We start from the raw sequence: 19,004 nt of genomic DNA, 5'->3' as shown, positions 1-19,004 counted from the left end.
CCTTATTCCAGAGTCTCGGAAAAAACGAATGCCTCTCCGCTATCAAGAATCACTTGCACTTCGTACGTTATCGGCCTTTTGACAGGATGTTTTCCTACAAAAACTAAAAAATAGCTGTTCTGTCCAGAGCCTTCCGAAAAAGACAATTCAGGGATAACTGTTCTCTCTATAGTTGTTTTGCGCCTTTCGTATTCACCGTCATTCGGGCCACCCTCATTCGACACGACATCCCAGAAATGCACGAACTCTGCTTGAGTATATGCTGCAGGGGTATCGGCTCCGGACGGACCTTGTGATGATGCAATCACTTTGATTTTTGTTTGCTTGTCCAAATTGAGCGATATTTTGACGATATAGAAATCGTACGTTTTTCCTAGAACGATTATGCTCGGTTCTTTGAAAGGATTTACAAGGAAATTTGGACCGTATTTAGCAATTTCAGCGTCGGAAGCGCGAGCAATTGCTACTTTTGGGGCTCCTGGATCGTACTTTCTAGCCGTGGCGCATGAAAAGACGAGCAAAGAAACCATAACGGAGATCGCCACACCCAAAACAGAATAGAGCGGCAGCCCTGCAGAGGGGCGCTTCGTTATATTCATATTGCACCTCGAAACTGCATTATTACTAATATTTTATAGCTTAAAGGCGACAGCGTCCATGAGCAAGCATCTCCAATCACTTAAAAAAAGGGCGCGCAATTTTCATTGCGTGCCCTTTTTTCGCATTAGGCTAATAATCTGAATATCTCAGATCAGAACCAAACCTCGAAATCAAACGGGATGGAGAAAGTGCTGGTAGCAGCATTATACTTTACGCCGACAACCATGTCGCCCTGTGCAAAGTTGATAACACCATAAGCCTTGGCAGCAAGGCCGTTGTTTCCGTACCACGCATCGCCATTGTCATACCAGACTTTTACGCCAGCAGAATATTTGTCAGTTAATGCATACTGGGCTTTCACCTGAGCGCCGTAATTGAATGCACCAGTGGCAAGCACGATATCAGCATCGAGGCCGAGGTCGAGATTTTTCACAAGGGCAGAAGAACCAGCGGTCGCATAGATGTAGTTCTTGGTCGGGGTGTTGCGGAATCCGACTCTTGCAACGACGCCTTTGACTGCCTGGATATCAGCGCCTACCCAAATTTCACTGGAAGTGCCAAGGTAGCCGCCGACGAGCTTTGCTACGCCTTTAGCAGTATAGGAAAGCCCTACGTTGGTGTTGGTGAGCGTATCGAGTTTGGAGAATACTGCAAGCCCTACGCCCTGATAGGATACCTGTCCCATCATACCATTCTGGACGTTCGCAATGCGGGTGGAGAAGCCGTTTCCATCGATATAGGAAGTAAGGCGGGCACCACCGGTCTCGCGGAGTCTACCAGCGAGTACTTTAAGCTCGGGAAGAACCTGGTACGATACTGAATAGTTCCTTACCTGCTTGAAAATATCCTCGCCACCAGTTACAGTCGCAGAAAATCCCACGCCGCCGGATGAATAGTTGTAATAGGTCTCGCTGTAGAGCGTCGGGCCCAAACCATCCATAAAGTCGCCATAGGAATCCAGGTACGCACCAAAGGTAGCTACGGCCTTGGGGGCATCAGCTGCAAATACGGCACCGACCATAGCCAATGCGAGAAGCAAAACGATTAGCTTCTTCATGTCTAATCCTCCTTGAAAAGTAGATTGGGGCCTCGCCAACGGCTCGGTGCTCCCCTCTCTAAGTTCGTTCAGAAGTATATATCGGCACTTTTTGTACTGTCAAGCATATTTCATTCAACTTTTTTCATAAAAAATTCAGATTCTTGCGCATTAAAGCAGCGCTTTGCGCCTGCTATGCGCAAAAAGCCATCGAGCGAACTGCATAAAACCTAATTCATCACCTCCTTTATGCCAACTTAGCATAGTATACCACAATTATCGGCACAGGCACAGCAATAATTGAGCCTGCCAACCTTTCACGGGATGCGCGCGACAATGTCCTTAAGCCATGGCTTCTTTTCGAGGTCGCGCTGAAGGCCCTCCGCCCGCGCTTTGTTCACATAGTCGCGGTTCTCGAAATAGTAACGATAATTGGTGTGGACATCATACGTGCCATTGATGAGCGCTACTGTATCTTCGGTCATTACAAGCTCTTCATCGGTCGGAATGACGAAGACGCGAACCTTCGAGCCGGCGCCAGTGATGTCGAGCTCGGCGTTGCGGCACTTCGCGAGGGCGTTCTTCTTTTCGTCGACGATGATGCCGAGCTCTTCGAGACCATGGGTAGCAAGTTTGCGGATTTCGGGGCCCATTTCGCCGACGCCCGCGGTGAAGACGATGGCATCGACATGGCCGAGAGCTGCATAGTAGGCGCCGATATATTTCTTTATGCGATATGCTTCTACCTGCTGGGCAAGAATGGCGATGGGATCGCCTTTTTCGGCGGCGTTTTCGACGTCGCGACGATCAGCCCATTTGGTGGTGAGGCCGAGGACGCCGGACTCCTTGTTGAGTTTCTTCTCGATTTCAGAAGCGGTCATGCCGGTCTTGCGCATGACATGGAAAATGATGCCCGGATCGATGTCGCCGCTTCTAGTGCCCATAACGAGGCCTTCGAGGGGGGTGAGCCCCATGGAGGTGTCGTAGGAACAGCCGTTCTTGACCGCGTTGATCGAGGAGCCGTTGCCGATGTGCGCGATGATGAGGTTCGTCTCGAAGGGATCCTTGCCGAGCAGCACCGCGGCGCGCTTGGCGTTGTAGAGGAAGCTTGTCCCATGGAAGCCGTAGCGGCGAACCATGTATTTTTCATACCATTCGCGTGGAAGGGCGTACATATAGCTCGATGCGGGCATGGTCTGATGCCAGGCGGTGTCCATGACGGCGCAGTGCGGCACATCGGGCAGGATGGTTTTTGCAGCCTCGACGCCCATGAGGTTTGCGGGGTTGTGCAAGGGAGCAAGCTCATTGAGCGATTTGAAGGTTTCGAGGAAGTCGCCATTGATGATCGAGGATTTGGCGAACTTCGAACCGCCATGCACCATGCGGTGACCTACGGCTTTGATCATCGACAGATCGCTGATGACACCCACTTCGGGATCGACGAGAGTTTTGAGGATGAGCTCGATGGCAACGATGTGGTTGGGGCACTCATGCTCGACTTCGTAGTCGGGGCGGCCACGCACTTTATGCGTGATAAATGAGCCGCCGATGGTGACGCGTTCGACAATGCCGCTGGCAAGGACATCCTTTTTGTCCCAGTCATATACCTGGTATTTGACCGAGGATGAGCCGCAGTTGAGGGTAAGAATAACCATTTTAAGACTCCTGGGGAGAAAAGCTTTTCCAGCATTGTAGCACTGATTTTGAAAGCGGGCAAGGAATTGGCTAAAATTTGACTGATTGGGATGGGCAAAAAAAGCACAACTCCCCAAATCTTACGTAAAATTTATTCTTACGTAAGATTTCCAAAAAAAGGCTGCGTGCGCGCAATCCCTCCTACATCATATTCACGGGGTCGATATCGATTTCGAGATACACCGAGGAAGGAAGCTCAATGCGCGGCTTGAGCATCTTCACAAAGTGCTGGAGCGCCTGAAAGCGCCGCGCGCGGAAAATAAGCTGATAGCGGTGGTTGTCTGCGATGATAGCAAGGGGGCATTCGGAAGGCCCAAGCACTTCGATATCCGCAAATTGTGGCTCCTCGGCAAGATGGCGCGCCGCCTTAGCGGCACTTTCAGCAGCATTGCGCGCATCGTGGGCCAAGCGCGAACGAAACACGAGCCTGCACAAGCGTCCTGCCGGCGGAAACTCCAGATGCCGGCGCATCTCCAGTTCCCGCTCAAGAAAGCCCAACACATCGCCTGCCGCCGCGAGGCGAATGATGGGGCTATCGGGCTTGCGTGTTTGGACAAACACAAGTCCATCGGGCCTGTGGCGCCCTGCTCTCCCCGCAACCTGCACAATCAACGAGAAAACCCGCTCCGCCGCCCGAAAATCGGGCATCGCGAGGCCCTGGTCGGCCATCAATATGCCGACCACACGCACTCCAGGGAAATTGAGCCCCTTTGCGACCATCTGCGTGCCCACGAGCATGTCGATCTGGCCGTTCCGGAAGGCGCGCAGGGTCTCTTCGAGCTTCCCTTTCGTTCCAGCGCTGTCGGTATCAAGGCGGGCAAGGCTCATGTCGGGGAAGCGCTCGCGCAGTTCTTCTTCGATGCGTTCGGTCCCATAGCTCGCCCAAGCAAGATCGAGCGAGCCGCAGGTCGGGCAGGCAAGCAGCTTTGGTTCGCTGTAGCCGCAGTAGTGGCAGGTAAGCCGGCCTGAGCTTTTATGGTAGGTGAGCGGGACCGAGCAGTGTTTGCAGGTTATTTCAGTGCCGCAGGTCTGGCAGATGAGCGTGCGAGCGAATCCGCGGCGGTTCAGAAAGAGAATGGCCTGGCGGCCAGCAGTCTTTGCTTCGCGCAGAGCCTCTGCAAGCTCGTCGGAGATAAGCCCCTCGCGCCCGCGCATATCGACAATATGGATGAGCGGAAATGAGCCGCCGGCGGGCCTGGTCGCGAGATCGAAGCGGTGGATCTGGCCTTGCAGACAGGCATGCCAAGCTTCGGGAGAGGGAGTCGCGCTGCCCATCACGAGGCGGGCTTTGGCGAGACTCGCACGATGCATGGCAACCTGGCGCGCGTGATAGCGGGGCGTTGTGCCGCTCTTGTAGCCTGTGTCGTGCTCCTCATCGATGATGATAAGCCCGAGGTCCGGAATGGGCGCAAAGACAGCGCTGCGGGCGCCTATGACGATGCGCGCTTCTTTTTTGGCAATGCGTCGCCATTCGGCGAGCTTGCGCGAGGGGGTGAGGCGCGAGTGGATGATGGCACAGCTTCCTCCAAAGCGCCTGCGAGCATCCTGTTCGACCTGGCGGGTGAGCGCGATTTCAGGCACGAGGTAGAGGACCCCCTGGCCCTTCGCGAGGGCAGCTTCGGCAAGCTGCAGGAATACTTCGGTTTTGCCGGTGCCGGTCGGGCCATACAAATAGAACATGCCTTCAGGCTCAGCAAGAATACCTTGGAGAGCCGCGCGCTGGCCGGGCGTAAGCTCGAGGGGCGAGGAACTCAGCTCGACTTCGTCGAATTCTTCGGAAAGGTCCTGGCGCTCGCGGCGGGCTGAGGGAAGCATGGCGGAGAGCGCTTCTCCAAGAGAGCAGTGATACATCGCGGCAAGCCACTTACCCAGCCCAAGCATTTCGAGATCGAAAAGCGGCTCGGCATCGACAACGCGGAGGATTTCGCGGATGCGAGCAGGGTCGAGGACAACAGAGTCGGCAATCTCTATCGCATACCCCGTCGCTTTGGCCCGTTTTCCGAGTGGCGCCTCGACTCGCATGCCAATCTCGAGCGGGGCAAAACCCGGGTTGCGGTACCAGAAGGTCTCTTCAACAGGGATGGGAAAAGCGACGCGCACAAAGGATGCAGACATCGCGCTACTCCTCGACCCGGGTGGACCCGTCAATGAGCGCGCGGAATCGTTTCAGGTCCTCCCATGCGGGGCGCTTGAGACTCGCATCACGCAGGAGGGCCGAGGGATGAAAGGTAATTACAACTGGAATTCCTTCGAATTCGAAGGTTCGCCCGCGCAGGCGAGAAATGGGGTCGGTGAGATCCAAAAGGCCATGGGCCGCGGTGCGCCCCACGCAGAGAATGAAGCGCGGCTTGAGAATGGCTATCTGGGCGCGCAGGTAGCCGATACAGGCAGCACGCTCGATTGGCGTGGGCTCGCGGTTATTGGGAGGGCGGCATTTGACGATATTGCCGATGTAGCAGTTCGTCTGACGCGACAGTCCGATCGCGGCGAGCATTTTGTCGAGGAGCTTGCCGGAAGCACCCACGAAAGGCAGCCCCTGGCGGTCTTCTTCGGCGCCGGGCCCCTCGCCGATGACAAGCACCTCGGGGTCAGACACTCCTTCGCCGAAAACGGTCTGGGTGCGCGACTCGGAAAGCGCACATGCGGTGCATTCGCTGACTTGCGCTGCGAGCGCTTCGAGCTGAGCCTTGCGGGTTGCAAGGCCCGTTTCGATAGGCAGGTCGCCAGGCAGCGAAATTTCGACTTTGCGCCCGCTGCGGCAGCCATAGCGCAAAAAATCCTCTATTAAAAGGAGGCTGTCGAAAAACTGCTGCGGGGTGATGGGCGGCTTGTCTGTGCCCGGACTTTCTGCGCTGCCTGCGCTTGCTTGGGCTTTTGCTGCATCGAACTCTGATTCGCTCATGCTTCCATTCACTCACACAATCTCAAGCTCGACAAGGGCGGGGCTCTCGAAGCGCGGACTTGAAACGATAATGCGCGCATGCCCCTTCAGGCCCCCTGCAGCAACCCAGAACGCGCTCGCTCCGCCTGCCAGCGCTCGGAGCGAGGGGCCGGTCAGGCTGATCGGGCCCTCTGTCTCAATTGAAAATGGCTCAAAGACAAAGGGAGTGGTGTTCCCGTACTGGTCGACAGCGCGTACGACAATCCGTGTGCTGGACCATTCTTCTTCGCTTACGGCGCAAAGCTGGTTCGAATCCGCCTCTGCAACAAGGCCCTGCGCAGTGCTATCGGCTCCAAATGTGCGCTCTGCTACTTCTTTGCCATTCAGAATACCCACAAGGCGAATCGATTCATCAGCAGAGCCCCAGCCCATGCCATAGCGAATAACGAGCTCTTCGATCTGGCGCATTGAGAGTTTGCGGCGATGCATGAAAAGGCCCATCTGGAGTTTTTCCATCAAGCTCAAGCGGCTCGCCCCTGCTGCCATCGCCTTGCTCGCAAGCTTGCAGAACAAGGCCGCGTCGCGACCCGGCCATCCTTCGGCCTCAATGCGCTTTCCGATTAGGTCATCGATGACGACAGGCGGATGCGGTAGGTTCGCAAAATGTGTCTTGTCGGGGGAAAAGCGCCCGACGAGCGAGGCGCCACGGTACACATCGATCGCATCGCAGTTTGTGAATACATACACCGGGAGCATGCGGGCGGCATCGCGCTCACCCTTGGCGAAGTGCGAAGCAGGCTCGAGTACAAGGCGCTCCGAGGGCGAAACCTGGCTGGCATACAGAAAGCCTGCGTACTTCGGAATGCGGAACATGTCCGCCACGCCATGATAGCAGATGCGGTCTCCTGAGCCAAAATCTTTGTGCGTGTGGTAATCGAAAGCGCACCAGCCGATGCAGCCTGCAATGCGCGGATTGCCCATTGCGGTATCGAGGATATGCGCGTGTCTGAGGCTATGGGCGACGAGGCGCTCTTCCTGATCGAAGCTTTTGGTTGGGAACATATGACCAGTGTGCTCGGTGATGAGGTAGGGAGCCTTCTTGTGGTGTTTGGGGAGCACTTTGGCTGGCTCAGAAATAAAAGGTGTTCCCTCGCCGTCATAGATAAAATCATTGAAGGTATAGACATCTTCGAGCAGTTCACTGTGCGCGATATACCGCACACCTGCGGTCGGGCGGAATGGATCGAGCTCGCGGGCGAGGGCGTTGGTCCGGGTATAGAAATCGTGATTATCCTGCGATTCATTCACGCGCACGCCCCACAGGACAATACTCGGGTGATTGCGGTCACGCAGAATCATGTCGCGCAGGTCGCGAAGGGCATGTTCCTGCCAGGAAGCATCGCCGACATGCTGCCAGCCAGGCAGCTCTTCGAATACAAGGAGACCCAGCTCGTCGCAGGCATCGAGGAAATAAGGCGACTGGGGATAGTGGCTCGTGCGCACGATGATGCAACCGAGCTCCTGCTTGAGCATTTCGGCATCGCGGCGCTGAGCATCCGGGCCCATCGCATAGCCGGTATAAGGGTATTCCTGATGGCGGTTGAGCCCGCGCAGGAAAACACGGCGATGGTTGAGATAGAAGCCGCTCGGACCGAATTCGGCCGTGCGGAAGGCTGTCCGAATTTCTTGCATGTCGACAGCGCGGCCGGATTCATCCAGAAGAGCGACTTCGAGCCTATAGAGAAATGGGTCATCGATATCCCAGAGTCGCGGCTTGTTGACAGCGAGCGAAAGCAAAACCTCTTTTGCTTTTGTCGCGGCATGGCCAGCTGGCGACTCTACAGGGGCGCTCTCCTCGATGATGAGATCATTTCCGCTGAAGAGCTGCGCCCGGATTTTTGCTTGAGGCGGGAGCTGCTCTGCAGCTTCGATTTGGACTTTGACTTCGGCTATCCATTGCCCCTCGAGCATATCCCCCAGCGGCCGCGGCGCGCACCAAACCGTGCCGACCCACGCCCCCGTATGCACCTCCAGGCTCACCCCCCGATAGATGCCCCCGAACACCAGATAATCGACCACACCCCCGAAGGGCGGAGCTCCGGCATCCTCGGAGCTGTCGACCTCGACAAGTATCCATGCCGGCCGCACATTGTGCCGCGCCGATGGCTGCGCGCCTGGCACCGCTGGTCGATCTGATGGGGGCGCCTCTGGCTCCAGCTTTAAATGCGGATCAATCCGCACCTCAAACGGTGTATATGGCCCCGTATGGCTGCCAGCGAGCCGGCCATTCACCCAGACGCGGCAGGAAACGCTTACGCCTTCAAAGCGCAGAAAGATGGCGGGCGCGCCGCTTCGGTGCGCGCTGCTTGGACTAAAATCGTCTTCTTTGTCAGGCGTGGGCACAGGGACGGCGCCTGGCTGGGCGCCGTCCTTTTCACTGGGCGCGGCCTCTTGGCCTAAATTTTCCTTTTTGTCAGGCGAGGCTTCGTCGACATCGCTCCACGCCCGCGCCAGCTGTTCCATAGTCAACAGCTTAGCGTAGCACCCTTTGCGCGCAAATGTGCGCTCGTCGAAGCTGTTTAAGGGGGCGCCGATCATGTCGTGGGGAAGATGCACGGGGATCCAACCAGCGGCGGGCAAGCCCACCGGGGAATCCTGGGTGGCCGCGCCTGCCGCCATAGCCGCGCCCGTGGTTGTTGTCATACCCCTGTCTGTTGTTTTGGCTGCGCCCGCGACTGCATCCGGCCCGGCCCACTCCTCGCTCAAAAAAACCGGCTCCGCGGGCCCTGGCCTGTAGTACCAGCCTGCATTCCACGCGCGCTGCATAGCTTTCACTTTAGCAACATGACCTGCAGAATCTGCAGAATCGGGAAAATGACGCAGACCGCGATGAACACAAGCTCCAGCGTTATCATGCGCTGCTCGGTGGAGTCATTTTTCACAAGCTCGTAGATATTCTGGAGCGCGTTGAGCCGTCGTTCAATCGAGATTTTCCACTCGTCGGTGTTGAAAATCTCGCAAAGCCTGTGGTAGATCGAGCCAAGAAAGTAATCGCCGATGATTTTCGAAGAATTGTCGAGGTTCTCGAGGGTAAAGAGCGCATCGAAGCGCAGGCCCTGAATCTGCGCAAGCTTGAGCCTGAGCGTGCGATCGCTGAATTTTCTGCGATTGCCTGACAGATAGAGACGGCGAATATCCTGCTCGGCTTCGCCCAGCCACTTGTCGAGCAGAAAATCGAGTTCCCGAAGCTCGATAAGCCGGTAATTCGCGTGCTCGGCCATCATGATCACATCGTCATAGTCAGCCGCGGGATCGATGATAAGACAGCGCTCGAGATCGAAAATAGCAATATCGTCTTTTCGGTAACTGAATGGCTTGTTGAGAATCTGTTCGATCTGGCTCATGTGCAAGGTTCCCACCGGCTCGCCGGACAAGAGGCTTGCGGCGACATCCTTGTTCGCATCGATAAAAGCGCGAGGATCCCCTCCCGGGCATTCGAGGAGGCAGAAGGCGGTGTAGGTTTCGCGATCGTTTTTGGTGAGCTCTTTATACCCTGCAACAGCGGTCCGAAGCGCTTCGTGAACCATTTTGAACGAAGATTCCGCAAATTGCTCTATCGAGTTTGCGCTGCTGATATCGCGGATGAGCATATTCGCTTTCTGCGGCAGATCCTCAAAGCGCGACATCGTTTTATATCGAACAATCAGCGTAATGGCGCCATCTTCATAGATTTTCGCCTGTGCGGAGAATTTGTCGAAGCATTTTGAATCGCACTCGTCGGTGCTGATAGATAACACGAGGGGTTTTGGGAGCGTCAGCGACACAGGCGTATCGCGCCTTTTTGCAAACTCCATATCGTGGTGGGCAGGCACAAGCGATGCGACTTTTTTGAGATCGATGGCTCTGCCGATATCGTAGGTGTACAAGTGTATAATTTCGACAGGAATTTCGCCCTGGGCATTCATCACCTCACCTCCTTGCGTGTTACCTCCGCACCACTGACCATAAGAACGAGCACAGACCCGCTCTGCACGGAGAACGGTGCGCTGAACGAGCCACCGGGGTGTTTGACCGAATAAAGAGTCGTTCGTGTGCCATTGGGAACTATTACATCGAGCGCAACTGGTACCGCATAGGGATATTCCGGAAGCGTGTACTCGAAGACGCCGGCAGTGTATCCCTTGCGTGCTGCAGGCGCCGCAATTGTAATCTGGACGCGGTCGAGCTGCTTGAGATTCTTGTCAGCGGGCTCAGATTGCTCGACGACGGTGCCAGGCGCTTCCTTGTCGTGCGCTGCTCGCATTTTATAGCTGAAAATGAGCGGGGTAGTCGCAGCTTTGGATGCCATTTCGCGCAAGGTAAGGCCAAGGAGCGAAGGCATGGCGATGTCCTTGGCTTCGGGGCCTTTGCTGACCACAAGGTCCAGAATGGTCGGGCCGGAGATTTCGGTTCCGGGTTTGGGGTTCTGGTCGAGAATGGTTCCCGGTGCTGAAATATCAAAAATGTAAAGCGGTGGCTCTCTGATGCTGACAAGCCCCTTGGTGGTTGTCGAAAGGCCCTGCAGGTACAGCCTGAGGTCATCGATGTTGCGGCCACTGTAGTCTTCGATCTTGTCGAGCACAGCTCCCCGGCTCACCACCAAATTGATGCGACGCCCTGCTTTGACAATGCTTCCAGGAGGAGGCGACTGATCGAGCACAAGGTTACGATCGAGGGGGTTGTCGGTAAAACGCAAGGTAAGGCGCGGGTAGAGCTCGCGCTGCTGCATTTTAACAAGCGCATCAGCGAGGTCCATGCGGCGGACATCGGGAACCATCGTGCGCTCCTCCCCTTTCAGGGTGAGAAAAAATACAAAGACCGCAAAGATGATCATGACTACAAACATAAGGATCGCAAAGAGCACAAAGGTGCGCTTCTGTGGCTTTGTCCATTCCGAAATGCGCTTGTGCTGTTCGCTTGCGATATCGACAGCCGATTTGACTGCTGCTGTCACTTTTTCGGGAGCTTTGGAGGCTGCTTCTTTTATTGTCTGCGTTATGTCTTTCTTGGCCATGTTCTCATATTCCTTCAATTTCGATGCAAAAAAGCGATGCGAAAGCTCGGTGCGCCGACGCCCTGCCAGGCAAATCACTACTGTGAAGAAAGCACAGCGGTCCGCACGGGCTTCAGCACAATTGGCTACAATAAACCCAATATGGTGCCGATTAAATCCCGCATGCCATTGGCAAATTCGCGGTATCCTGTTGCCTTGCGCGTTGCCAATTGCAACTGCTTCACCGCGAGGAAGCCCTGCCCTGTCTGCACTACCATGCCTTTTGGGGCGACTACTGCGATTATAGTCCCTGGCTGAACATTTGTCACATGCCCGGGCACGTCGGAAGGCGAGAAATCATCGACAGGCTCCGCTTCGAGGATCGAAAGGCGCATCCCCCGAAGGAATGTATAGCTGCCTGGCCATGGATCGAAGGCTCGGATGCGCGCATCGATTTCGCGTGAAGCCCGTGTCCAGTCTATGAGCCCATCTTCTTTCGAAATCTTGCTGCAGTATGTCGGAGTGCCGATCTGTGGCTGGGCTTTGACTGTGCCGTGCTCAATCTGGTCGAGAACTTCGACCACAAGCGGCGCCGCCAGGCGTGCACAGAGTTCCGAAAGGGTGCGTGCGGTTTCTCTCCCCCCAAGCGGAATGCGGGAAACAAGCAAAAGGTCGCCCGTATCCATTTCAGGCGCAATTGTCTGGATGGAAATTCCAGTTTCTGAATCCATGGCCAGAATCGCATGCTGAATAGGGGAGCTGCCTCTCCAGCGAGGAAGAAGGCTCGGGTGCACATTGATGCCGCCTTTCGGAAAGAGTGCCATGAATTTCGGCCCGAAAATTTTTCCATAGGCAAAAGAGACGAGTATATCGGGTTTGCAGGCTGAAATGCCGCTGCGCGCTTCGGCCTTGAGCGTTTCGAAAGTGAAAATAGGAACGCGCTCGCCAAAAATGCGCCGCGCTGCGCTCGCGACTGGAGTCTGCTCCACCTTGAGCCCGCGTCCGACTTTTGAATCGGGATTGGTCAGCACAGCTGCTATTTCATGGTGCGATGCAGCAATCGCCTCCAGAGCAGGAACCGCAATTTCGGGACTTCCGGCGAAAAGAACTCGCAACGAGCCCTCCTACATGTTCAGCATGCGGCTGTAATGCGCAAGCGCCCGCCTTCGTTTTGCAGGCGAAACACGGTCGATAAACAGAATGCCATCGAGATGGTCGTACTCGTGCTGGATGACACGGGCGAGAAGGCCATCGGCGCTAATGCGGAATGGCTTTCCTTTGATATCAAAGGCTTCTATATCAATAGCTGAAGGGCGCACGACAGTAAAATATAGCCCCGGAAACGAAAGGCAACCCTCTTCGTATTCGTTTGTCTCCTTGCTCATGGCGACAATGCGAGGATTTACAAAGATTCGCAAGCGCTCGTCGTCCAACCCGACAAGAAAAAGCCGCTTCGAAATGCCAACCTGCGGGGCCGCCAGTCCGATGCCATGATCGCGCTTCATCGCATCCTGCATATCGATGACGATTTTCTCGAGATCGTGATCGAATGCGCTGATTTCTTGGGCTTTTTCGGTGAGCACTGGATCACCATAGGTTACTATATTGAGCATCCTAATTCCTTATCTACATCTACGCAATCAACATGTGTACTGCTGATAAATTACTGCATGAAATGGATTCTGGCAATTATCGGGACGCTGCTGGGAACAGCGGCTTGGCTTTACACAAGGTTGAGAGCACTACCCTTTTTTATAGAGGAGGAATGGCGACCTTGTCTCCTACCTTTACACCAGCGCGGCCGAACCAGCCTTGCGGCACTTCCAGCGCGTAGCGGATACTGCGGGCTGAGGGCCGCGGTTCTTCGGAATACGGAACAAGATCAAGTATCTGGACAATGGTGCCATCAGAAATGATATAAGCGATCGATAGCGGCAATTTCGTGTTTTTCATCCAAAACGAAACCTGCTGGTCGCGGTCGAAAACGAACAACATGCCTTCGCCATCGCGAAGCGAGGTGCGATACATAAGACCGCGGTTGCGCTCGGTCTCCGTCATGGCCACTTCCGCTTTGACCGTCGCTTCTCCAATAGTCAGGGTGACGGTTTTCAGCTTGGGATTCGGCTTGTCAATTCCTTGGCTCGAGGTATTTTGCCCGCACGCAGCGAAGAATATCAAGATCAGACTGCATACAGCAACTGCTGACAATAAGGATGCATATCTGGGTCGCATGGTCTCTCCTCATTCTCAAAAAAGAAAAAAGCCGCTCTCAGTAAGCGGCTCGTGTCGCGGACGGCTTAAGCCGCCCTAACAATCAGTATTTGCCTTCCTGTGATTTGCGGGTTTTTTTCATGAGCTTGCGTTCGAGCGCTTTCTTTTCTCTATTTCGGATAGCAGATGGCTTTTCGAAGTATTCACGGCGTTTCCACTCTCGGATAATGCCTTCTTTCTCGACCATTCTCTTGAAGCGTTTCAATGCTTTCTCGAGGGGCTCATTGTCCTCGACGATAACCTGGCGGATAGTCCTCACCTCCCTTCAATTCGCGGAGTGCATTGTAACTGAAGGAAATAATTTGTCAAGCACTTAGGTGGCAAGCGGTTGGAATTTTTATAAACAGCGGCTTAGGCGCGCCCCTGAATTGAAGCGCGCCATGCTGCGGCACTTTTGCAAAACTGCTTTGAGCGGTATACTTTTGCAAAAGGAGCACAGCATGCTGTTTTCAGTAGGAAATCTGGTGACGCTGGCCATTGTCGTTGCGATGTTCGGTGCGTATCACCTGTTGACTGCCGATAATCGGTCTCTTGAAAAATTAAAACGCATGGGGGAGAAACTTAAGGACGAGCTTGGCGCCTATGTCGAATCGAAGGCCGAAGAAATAAAGCATTATGGCATCGATCTGGATGTGCAGCAGAAAGCGGCAAAGGTCGTGCTCGAAAAAATTCAGGAAGCACAAGCGACTATCGACTCAGAATCGGAATCGATCACTGCAATTGCAGACCGGTTCAAGGAATATGACGAAATTCTTTCCCAGCTCATGGACATGACAAAACGCGTCGACCAGAATATCGCGCATCTTGCTGAGAAAAATGAATTCATTGAAGCACTCGCGCGCCGCCTCGAAGTCGCGGGCAAAAAGATGGACGCAATCGAGGCAGACCTGCCGAAAGTCAAGGATCAATTTGCGCAAGATGCAAAGCGGATCCTCGATGGTTTCCGCGATGACATTCTGGATCAGCTCAATGAGCGCCTGACTGGAATTGTCAACCTGTTCGATCAATCCAAAGGCGACGCGGAGTCCGCCATTGCGCAAGCATCTGCATTGAACAATCAGATCGATCAGAAAACAGAGCTAGCGCTCGAAAAAGCAGCGTCGCGCGCACAGAACATCGAGGATGAGGCATTCCAGACCCTTCGCGCCCGCCTTGCCGCCGACTTCAAAGAGCTTTCACGGCAGACCGATGAACAGATCGCTGCCCTTTCGCAGAAGCTCGATATGCTCGTGCAAAGCGTCCAGGCCAAGCTCGGCGAAACGAATGCATCGACCGAGGCGCAAGTGAAAGAAAGCCAGCGAAGGCTATCCGAGGCCAAGGCCTCAATTGCCGCGATGTCGGCAGAAATGGTTCGAATCCAGAAGGAAACCGCCGAAGCCTCAGCCGCCCTCGCTGCCAAATTCCAGGCCGAGCGCGCCTCGCTCGAAGAGCAATTTGCACAGTTCGGCCAGGCGTTTGAAGCCCATCGCGCATCGTTCGAAAAAGAATTCATGTCCGAAATTTCCGCGCTGCGAGAATCGCTTGAGAACGCAAAAACACAGGCCGAGACGCTCCGGGCTGCCGCCGAGGGCAATGTATCCGCCGCGCTCAACGAATTCGAACAGGGCATCTACAAGGATCTCGATTCGCACAAAGCAGCCGTCTATGAGCAGGTAGATAAGTGGCTCTCTTCCATGGACGCCAAAATACGAAAAATTTCGCAGGATGCCGTGGAACAGCGCAAAGCCGAAGAAGCGCGCCTCGCCCAGGAAGTAAATGCAGAGCTGAAGCGAATAAAAGACAGCCTCTATACGCAAGCCCAGAAAATCGAGCGCGATATAGAGGCTTTAAAAAACGTCTAAAAATCAGGCTAGAATCGCAACGAGCGCGACTTCCATCATCGATCGGAAGGAAAGCTGGCGCTCTTGTGCATTTGTGGCTTCTCCTGTAACAAGGTGATCGGAAATGGTGAGCACCGAAAGCGCATCGCATCCATACTTAGCAGCAAGGGTATAGAGTTCGGCTGTCTCCATTTCGACAGCTAGGACGCCGAATTTGGCCCATAGTTTCCACTGCTCGGGATCTTCTGTGTAGAACATGTCGGAGCTGAGCACCGGACCGGCGAATACTCGCAGCGCGCGGGCGGTGGCGGCATCCCAGGCCGCTTTCAAAAGCGTAAAAGAAGCCGTCGGCGCATAGTCCATACCCCTGAAACGCACCTGATTGACTGCTGAATCCGTGCTGGCGCTCATTGCGAGCACGATATCGCGAACTTTCACATCCTCGCGCATGCTCCCGCACGTGCCGACGCGAATAAGCCGCCTGACGCCATATTCCCGGATAAGTTCGTTTACATAGATCGACAGGCTTGGCATGCCCATGCCAGTACCCATGACAGAAACAAGCTGGCCTTTGTAAGTTCCCGTAAACCCGAGCATGTTGCGGACTTGATTGAAACATATCGGATTCTCAAAGTAGTTCTCTGCGATGAATTTCGCGCGGAGCGGATCGCCCGGCAGAAGGATCTTGTCAGCGATTTGGCCTTTTTGTGCAGCGATGTGTATGCTCATTGTTTTTGTCCTTTCGGTCTTGCAATATGCAGTCATTCAATCACAGGAATCCGGAAAATGGCAATCCCTCGGCATGGATGGCGGCAGGTGCCGAGCCAGCTCACTTGCTGAGCCAGCTTCACTTGCTGGCGCTGCCGAATTCGCGCCCGCCAACTCATCCCTCGCTCATTTCCCGGCGCCGCGGCGCGAAATTGCGAACGCGTAGACCGGCCGGAGGTATCTCGATTCTCCGAGCATCAGATCCAGCAGCACTGCATTTGAAAGCGCGTGGTCACCTGCCAGCACGGCAGAAAGCCCACTGGCATAGACTTCATTGATTGGAGTGGGGCCTTCTGTCCGGAATCGCAGATCACCGTTATCTTCGCGCCATAAAGAAACCTGGAACCCTTCTGTGTTTTCTGTATCATCCGGTTTGGTCTGGACATACATAGCCTTGTTGTTTTCGGGGAAGGTCCATTTGCCTTTTTCGAGAGTTGAGTCACCCTTCTTGATCTCAGAAGGCATTTCTGGCGCTGCTTGGTCAATCGAATAGCTTTCGGAATAATTTCCATCAGTCGAAGCGAAAACGAGCGCCTTGTCCAGCTTTGCCGATAACTTCTGCTGCCCTGATACATCGATGCTGCTGTCTTTCAGCTTGAGCGTTGCTGACCACGACTTCTTGTCAGCCCCTGAAGCAGCAAGCGTTATTTCGTCGCTGGAGCGAGTTACATTGTAGTGAATTGCTTCAACCTCACCGTCGCTGGTGCGCTGATACACAATCCCGCCCGATATCTGCCCGGAAGGGTCTGCAAGGAGGCGAAATACATATGTATCAAATCCATATGATTCCACATAACCAAATCCTGTATGCTTGTACACAAGCAAAATACTTTCGTTCTTGCGCTCGATGGCAGGCATTTTGGTTGCTGCCTCGGGATGCGGCGCCCCTGACTCAGAAGTTTTGGGCTGAGAAGCAGCTTGCTGCGGCACAGTCTGGAGCGGCTTTTCAGTCACTTTGGCCTGTTTGCAGGATGCGAGCATGAAGAGCACAACAATGCCGGCCATAAAGAGGAAAAAGAAATAATTCTTTTTCATACAACGCCTCCTTGATTACAATATAAATTATATCACTGGCCCTTGAAAGGCGCAGATGATATTTTCGCTTATTGATTCATAAAACTCTCATCAAACTCTTCATCAAGCTATAGAAAATTGCCATAGAAAACCCGCCCCCTTGTCCGCCTAAAGCCCCTCGCGCAGAAAGGGAGCGGTTTTTTAATCTTCCTCAGACCTCTTTAACTTTCTTCAGGCCTTGGGGCCTTCTATTCCATTTCACGAATCTTTTTTTCACGAATCTCTTTCTTTTTTTCATGGTTCACCAATCCCTCATGCGCGCTCGCGATGGCGGCACAAGAATCTTCTGCACAGCTTTCGGGTTTTCCTGCTTATCCGCCTCTAGAATTCTCGCCAGCGTCGCGACATCATCCTGCCTCAGCACAAGGCAGCCATATGATTTCGATACATTGAATGGATTTGTGTTCGCATGAAGCGCATAGCCAAGGTCCTTGAATATTCCGATCGGAATCTGGCCTCCCGCACCGTCGTTCTCATAGACTTCTACTCTCCCAATTGCATTAGTAGAAATAAAATATGGCCCATACTTGTCATCGCGCGGCTTAATCGCAGTGATGGTCCAGTAGCCCTCCGGGAAAGGCGACGGCTTGGTCGTCGTTGACACTGCTGCCGCAAGCTCACGGCCATCCCTGGTTGCGGGCATAAAAGGCGCATTCGTCGTATTTACAATCCGATTGTGCACATCCAGTTCCAGCACTTGCTTGGGCGGAATGCGACCCAGCCTTGCCTCATACTCGTTGTCGATTACATTTACGATGAGTTTGGTTCGATCCGGATTCAGCGACATACGCACATCACCTCCCACGATTGCGGCACATTCATCCTGGTCGAGAGGTATCCCATGAATGCCTGCCCAAAACGCGGGGTCAGACGGTTCGCACCCACTTTCGAATGCGAACGGCTGCATGGCTGCTCCCAAGAGCAAACACACAGCGACAGCAATTGCAGTTCTTATGCGCATACAGCACCTCCTCACTGCATAGACGCACAGAACGAGAAAAATGATTCAGAATTTGAAAAATTTTTGAAGGCAGATTTTTGCGGCGGACAGCGCGCACATTCTCAGAAAACGGGCTTCGGACCTTCCGGCGCCGCGGGAGGATGGAAATTGATCGCTGTCCATTGCACGAAGGCTGGATTGCCCTTTTTAACCATTTCTATTTCATATTCGGATATGCCGCAATTCGACATCGGGAGCAAGGGCAGCCAGCTATGTACGCCCATTGTCGACTTGAGAAGCCACTGCACAAGGCCTCCATGTGTCATACACACAATGCGGGAGGTGCCCTGCTGTCCCAGCTCGAGAATTTTCTGCCATACGCACAGGGCGCGCGCATAGAGCATCGAGGAAGATTCCGCACCGGGAACTGCATCCCAGCTTCTTGCGAGAAATTCATTCCATATTTCGGGGTACTTTCGTGCCGCCGTATCTGGATCTACCCCTGAAAAAATACCCGTATCCAGCTCGATGAGCATGTCCGCGAACTCGATTGCCGAGATACCTGCAGCCTCCCCAACAATTTCTGCCGACCGCCGCGCCCGCTGCATCGGGCTTGCAAGCATTATTTCCGGCTTGAATTGGGAAAGCCACTCGCCCGCTGCCCTCGCTTGCTTTTCCCCCTGCGCGGAAAGCGGAAAATCGAGGCGCCCCTGATAGGTATTCCGTGCATTGCCCTCACTCTGGCCATGGCGGAGAATAAACACGCTCATGCTATGGTCAAGCACGGAAAAGAATTCGCCATCTGCCTGCAATCGCTGCAAGGCGGTGGTTTCTTCATCGCTCAGCGAAAATTTCGATTCAAATCGGGGATACATAGTCCCTGCACT

General features: G+C 54.3%; 17 protein-coding genes. 1 reads left to right on the top strand and 16 read right to left on the bottom strand.

Annotated elements, in window-relative coordinates:
• Positions 1-2: 2 nt before the first annotated feature.
• From GAP13_RS05180 to rpsU, 12 genes are all read right to left on the bottom strand, one after another.
• Positions 3-599: a hypothetical protein gene (locus GAP13_RS05180; protein WP_158906890.1), complete on the bottom strand. Its 597-nt coding sequence runs from the start codon at positions 597-599 to the stop codon at positions 3-5.
• Positions 600-751: 152 nt separating this feature from the next.
• On the bottom strand, positions 752-1,657 hold the full coding sequence (locus GAP13_RS05175) for a hypothetical protein (protein WP_158906888.1): 906 nt from the start codon (positions 1,655-1,657) through the stop codon (positions 752-754).
• A 296-nt stretch (positions 1,658-1,953) separates the two neighbouring features.
• Complete coding sequence (locus GAP13_RS05170; protein ID WP_158906886.1) at positions 1,954-3,291, bottom strand: acetate kinase; 1,338 nt, start codon at positions 3,289-3,291, stop codon at positions 1,954-1,956.
• 181 nt (positions 3,292-3,472) lie between these two features.
• On the bottom strand, positions 3,473-5,446 hold the full coding sequence (gene priA, locus GAP13_RS05165) for a replication restart helicase PriA (RefSeq protein WP_158906884.1): 1,974 nt from the start codon (positions 5,444-5,446) through the stop codon (positions 3,473-3,475).
• Between the two features lie 4 nt (positions 5,447-5,450).
• Entirely contained in the window at positions 5,451-6,233 is a 783-nt protein-coding gene (locus tag GAP13_RS05160; protein ID WP_158906882.1) for a uracil-DNA glycosylase, read from the bottom strand.
• A gap of 12 nt (positions 6,234-6,245) precedes the next feature.
• Positions 6,246-9,038 carry a glycoside hydrolase family 2 protein gene (locus GAP13_RS05155; protein ID WP_241864293.1) on the bottom strand — a complete coding sequence of 931 codons (2,793 nt, stop codon included), beginning with the start codon at positions 9,036-9,038 and terminating at the stop codon, positions 6,246-6,248.
• 5 nt (positions 9,039-9,043) lie between these two features.
• Complete coding sequence (locus GAP13_RS05150) at positions 9,044-10,177, bottom strand: hypothetical protein (RefSeq protein WP_158906878.1); 1,134 nt, start codon at positions 10,175-10,177, stop codon at positions 9,044-9,046.
• Positions 10,177-11,265, bottom strand: a complete 1,089-nt coding sequence (locus GAP13_RS05145) for a PASTA domain-containing protein (RefSeq protein ID WP_158906876.1) — start codon at positions 11,263-11,265, stop codon at positions 10,177-10,179. Before GAP13_RS05145 ends, GAP13_RS05150 begins: the two co-directional genes overlap by 1 nt.
• Positions 11,266-11,390: 125 nt before the next feature.
• Positions 11,391-12,359, bottom strand: a complete 969-nt coding sequence (fmt, locus tag GAP13_RS05140; protein WP_158906874.1) for a methionyl-tRNA formyltransferase — start codon at positions 12,357-12,359, stop codon at positions 11,391-11,393.
• 9 nt (positions 12,360-12,368) lie between these two features.
• Positions 12,369-12,857 carry a peptide deformylase gene (gene def, locus GAP13_RS05135; protein ID WP_158906872.1) on the bottom strand — a complete coding sequence of 163 codons (489 nt, stop codon included), beginning with the start codon at positions 12,855-12,857 and terminating at the stop codon, positions 12,369-12,371.
• A gap of 139 nt (positions 12,858-12,996) precedes the next feature.
• On the bottom strand, positions 12,997-13,476 hold the full coding sequence (locus tag GAP13_RS05130; RefSeq protein WP_158906870.1) for a DUF192 domain-containing protein: 480 nt from the start codon (positions 13,474-13,476) through the stop codon (positions 12,997-12,999).
• Between the two features lie 82 nt (positions 13,477-13,558).
• Positions 13,559-13,765, bottom strand: coding sequence for a 30S ribosomal protein S21 (gene rpsU / locus GAP13_RS05125; protein WP_158906920.1), 207 nt, complete (start codon positions 13,763-13,765; stop codon positions 13,559-13,561).
• 190 nt (positions 13,766-13,955) lie between these two features.
• Between rpsU and GAP13_RS05120 the strand changes: the two genes are divergently transcribed.
• Positions 13,956-15,356, top strand: a complete 1,401-nt coding sequence (locus GAP13_RS05120) for a SpiroCoCo family coiled-coil protein (protein ID WP_158906868.1) — start codon at positions 13,956-13,958, stop codon at positions 15,354-15,356.
• A 3-nt stretch (positions 15,357-15,359) separates the two neighbouring features.
• On the opposite strand, the gene deoD is transcribed toward GAP13_RS05120, so the two are convergent.
• The 4 genes from deoD to GAP13_RS05100 form a co-directional block, all read right to left on the bottom strand.
• Positions 15,360-16,064, bottom strand: a complete 705-nt coding sequence (gene deoD / locus GAP13_RS05115; protein ID WP_158906866.1) for a purine-nucleoside phosphorylase — start codon at positions 16,062-16,064, stop codon at positions 15,360-15,362.
• Positions 16,065-16,229: 165 nt separating this feature from the next.
• Positions 16,230-17,138 (bottom strand): hypothetical protein, encoded by a 909-nt coding sequence (locus tag GAP13_RS05110; RefSeq protein WP_158906864.1) that lies wholly within the window; start codon positions 17,136-17,138, stop codon positions 16,230-16,232.
• Positions 17,139-17,418: 280 nt separating this feature from the next.
• Positions 17,419-18,138 carry a L,D-transpeptidase gene (locus tag GAP13_RS05105; RefSeq protein ID WP_158906862.1) on the bottom strand — a complete coding sequence of 240 codons (720 nt, stop codon included), beginning with the start codon at positions 18,136-18,138 and terminating at the stop codon, positions 17,419-17,421.
• A 101-nt stretch (positions 18,139-18,239) separates the two neighbouring features.
• The gene (locus tag GAP13_RS05100) at positions 18,240-18,992 is read right to left on the bottom strand and encodes a histidine phosphatase family protein (RefSeq protein WP_158906860.1); all 753 of its coding nucleotides are present in this window, start codon (positions 18,990-18,992) and stop codon (positions 18,240-18,242) included.
• Between the last annotated feature and the right edge of the window lie 12 nt (positions 18,993-19,004).

Origin of the sequence: Rectinema subterraneum (genome assembly GCA_009768935.1) — a bacterium.
Classification (GTDB): domain Bacteria; phylum Spirochaetota; class Spirochaetia; order Treponematales; family Rectinemataceae; genus Rectinema; species Rectinema subterraneum.
The sequence above is the reverse complement of the archived record's forward strand: the minus strand, read 5'-3'. Positions and strand labels throughout refer to the sequence as shown.

Excerpts from the sequence above, each read along its gene's own strand:
- GAP13_RS05120 (WP_158906868.1), top strand. The coding sequence starts at position 13,956 with ATGCTGTTTTCAGTAGGAAATCTGGTGACGCTGGCCATTGTCGTTGCG.
- GAP13_RS05145 (WP_158906876.1), bottom strand. The coding sequence starts at position 11,265 with ATGGCCAAGAAAGACATAACGCAGACAATAAAAGAAGCAGCCTCCAAA.
- GAP13_RS05150 (WP_158906878.1), bottom strand. The coding sequence starts at position 10,177 with ATGAATGCCCAGGGCGAAATTCCTGTCGAAATTATACACTTGTACACC.
- GAP13_RS05175 (WP_158906888.1), bottom strand. The coding sequence starts at position 1,657 with ATGAAGAAGCTAATCGTTTTGCTTCTCGCATTGGCTATGGTCGGTGCC.
- GAP13_RS05180 (WP_158906890.1), bottom strand. The coding sequence starts at position 599 with ATGAATATAACGAAGCGCCCCTCTGCAGGGCTGCCGCTCTATTCTGTT.
- GAP13_RS05130 (WP_158906870.1), bottom strand. The coding sequence starts at position 13,476 with ATGCGACCCAGATATGCATCCTTATTGTCAGCAGTTGCTGTATGCAGT.
- GAP13_RS05160 (WP_158906882.1), bottom strand. The coding sequence starts at position 6,233 with ATGAGCGAATCAGAGTTCGATGCAGCAAAAGCCCAAGCAAGCGCAGGC.
- GAP13_RS05105 (WP_158906862.1), bottom strand. The coding sequence starts at position 18,138 with ATGCGCATAAGAACTGCAATTGCTGTCGCTGTGTGTTTGCTCTTGGGA.
- GAP13_RS05110 (WP_158906864.1), bottom strand. The coding sequence starts at position 17,138 with ATGAAAAAGAATTATTTCTTTTTCCTCTTTATGGCCGGCATTGTTGTG.
- GAP13_RS05170 (WP_158906886.1), bottom strand. The coding sequence starts at position 3,291 with ATGGTTATTCTTACCCTCAACTGCGGCTCATCCTCGGTCAAATACCAG.
- GAP13_RS05155 (WP_241864293.1), bottom strand. The coding sequence starts at position 9,038 with ATGCAGCGCGCGTGGAATGCAGGCTGGTACTACAGGCCAGGGCCCGCG.
- priA (WP_158906884.1), bottom strand. The coding sequence starts at position 5,446 with ATGTCTGCATCCTTTGTGCGCGTCGCTTTTCCCATCCCTGTTGAAGAG.
- deoD (WP_158906866.1), bottom strand. The coding sequence starts at position 16,064 with ATGAGCATACACATCGCTGCACAAAAAGGCCAAATCGCTGACAAGATC.
- GAP13_RS05100 (WP_158906860.1), bottom strand. The coding sequence starts at position 18,992 with ATGTATCCCCGATTTGAATCGAAATTTTCGCTGAGCGATGAAGAAACC.
- def (WP_158906872.1), bottom strand. The coding sequence starts at position 12,857 with ATGCTCAATATAGTAACCTATGGTGATCCAGTGCTCACCGAAAAAGCC.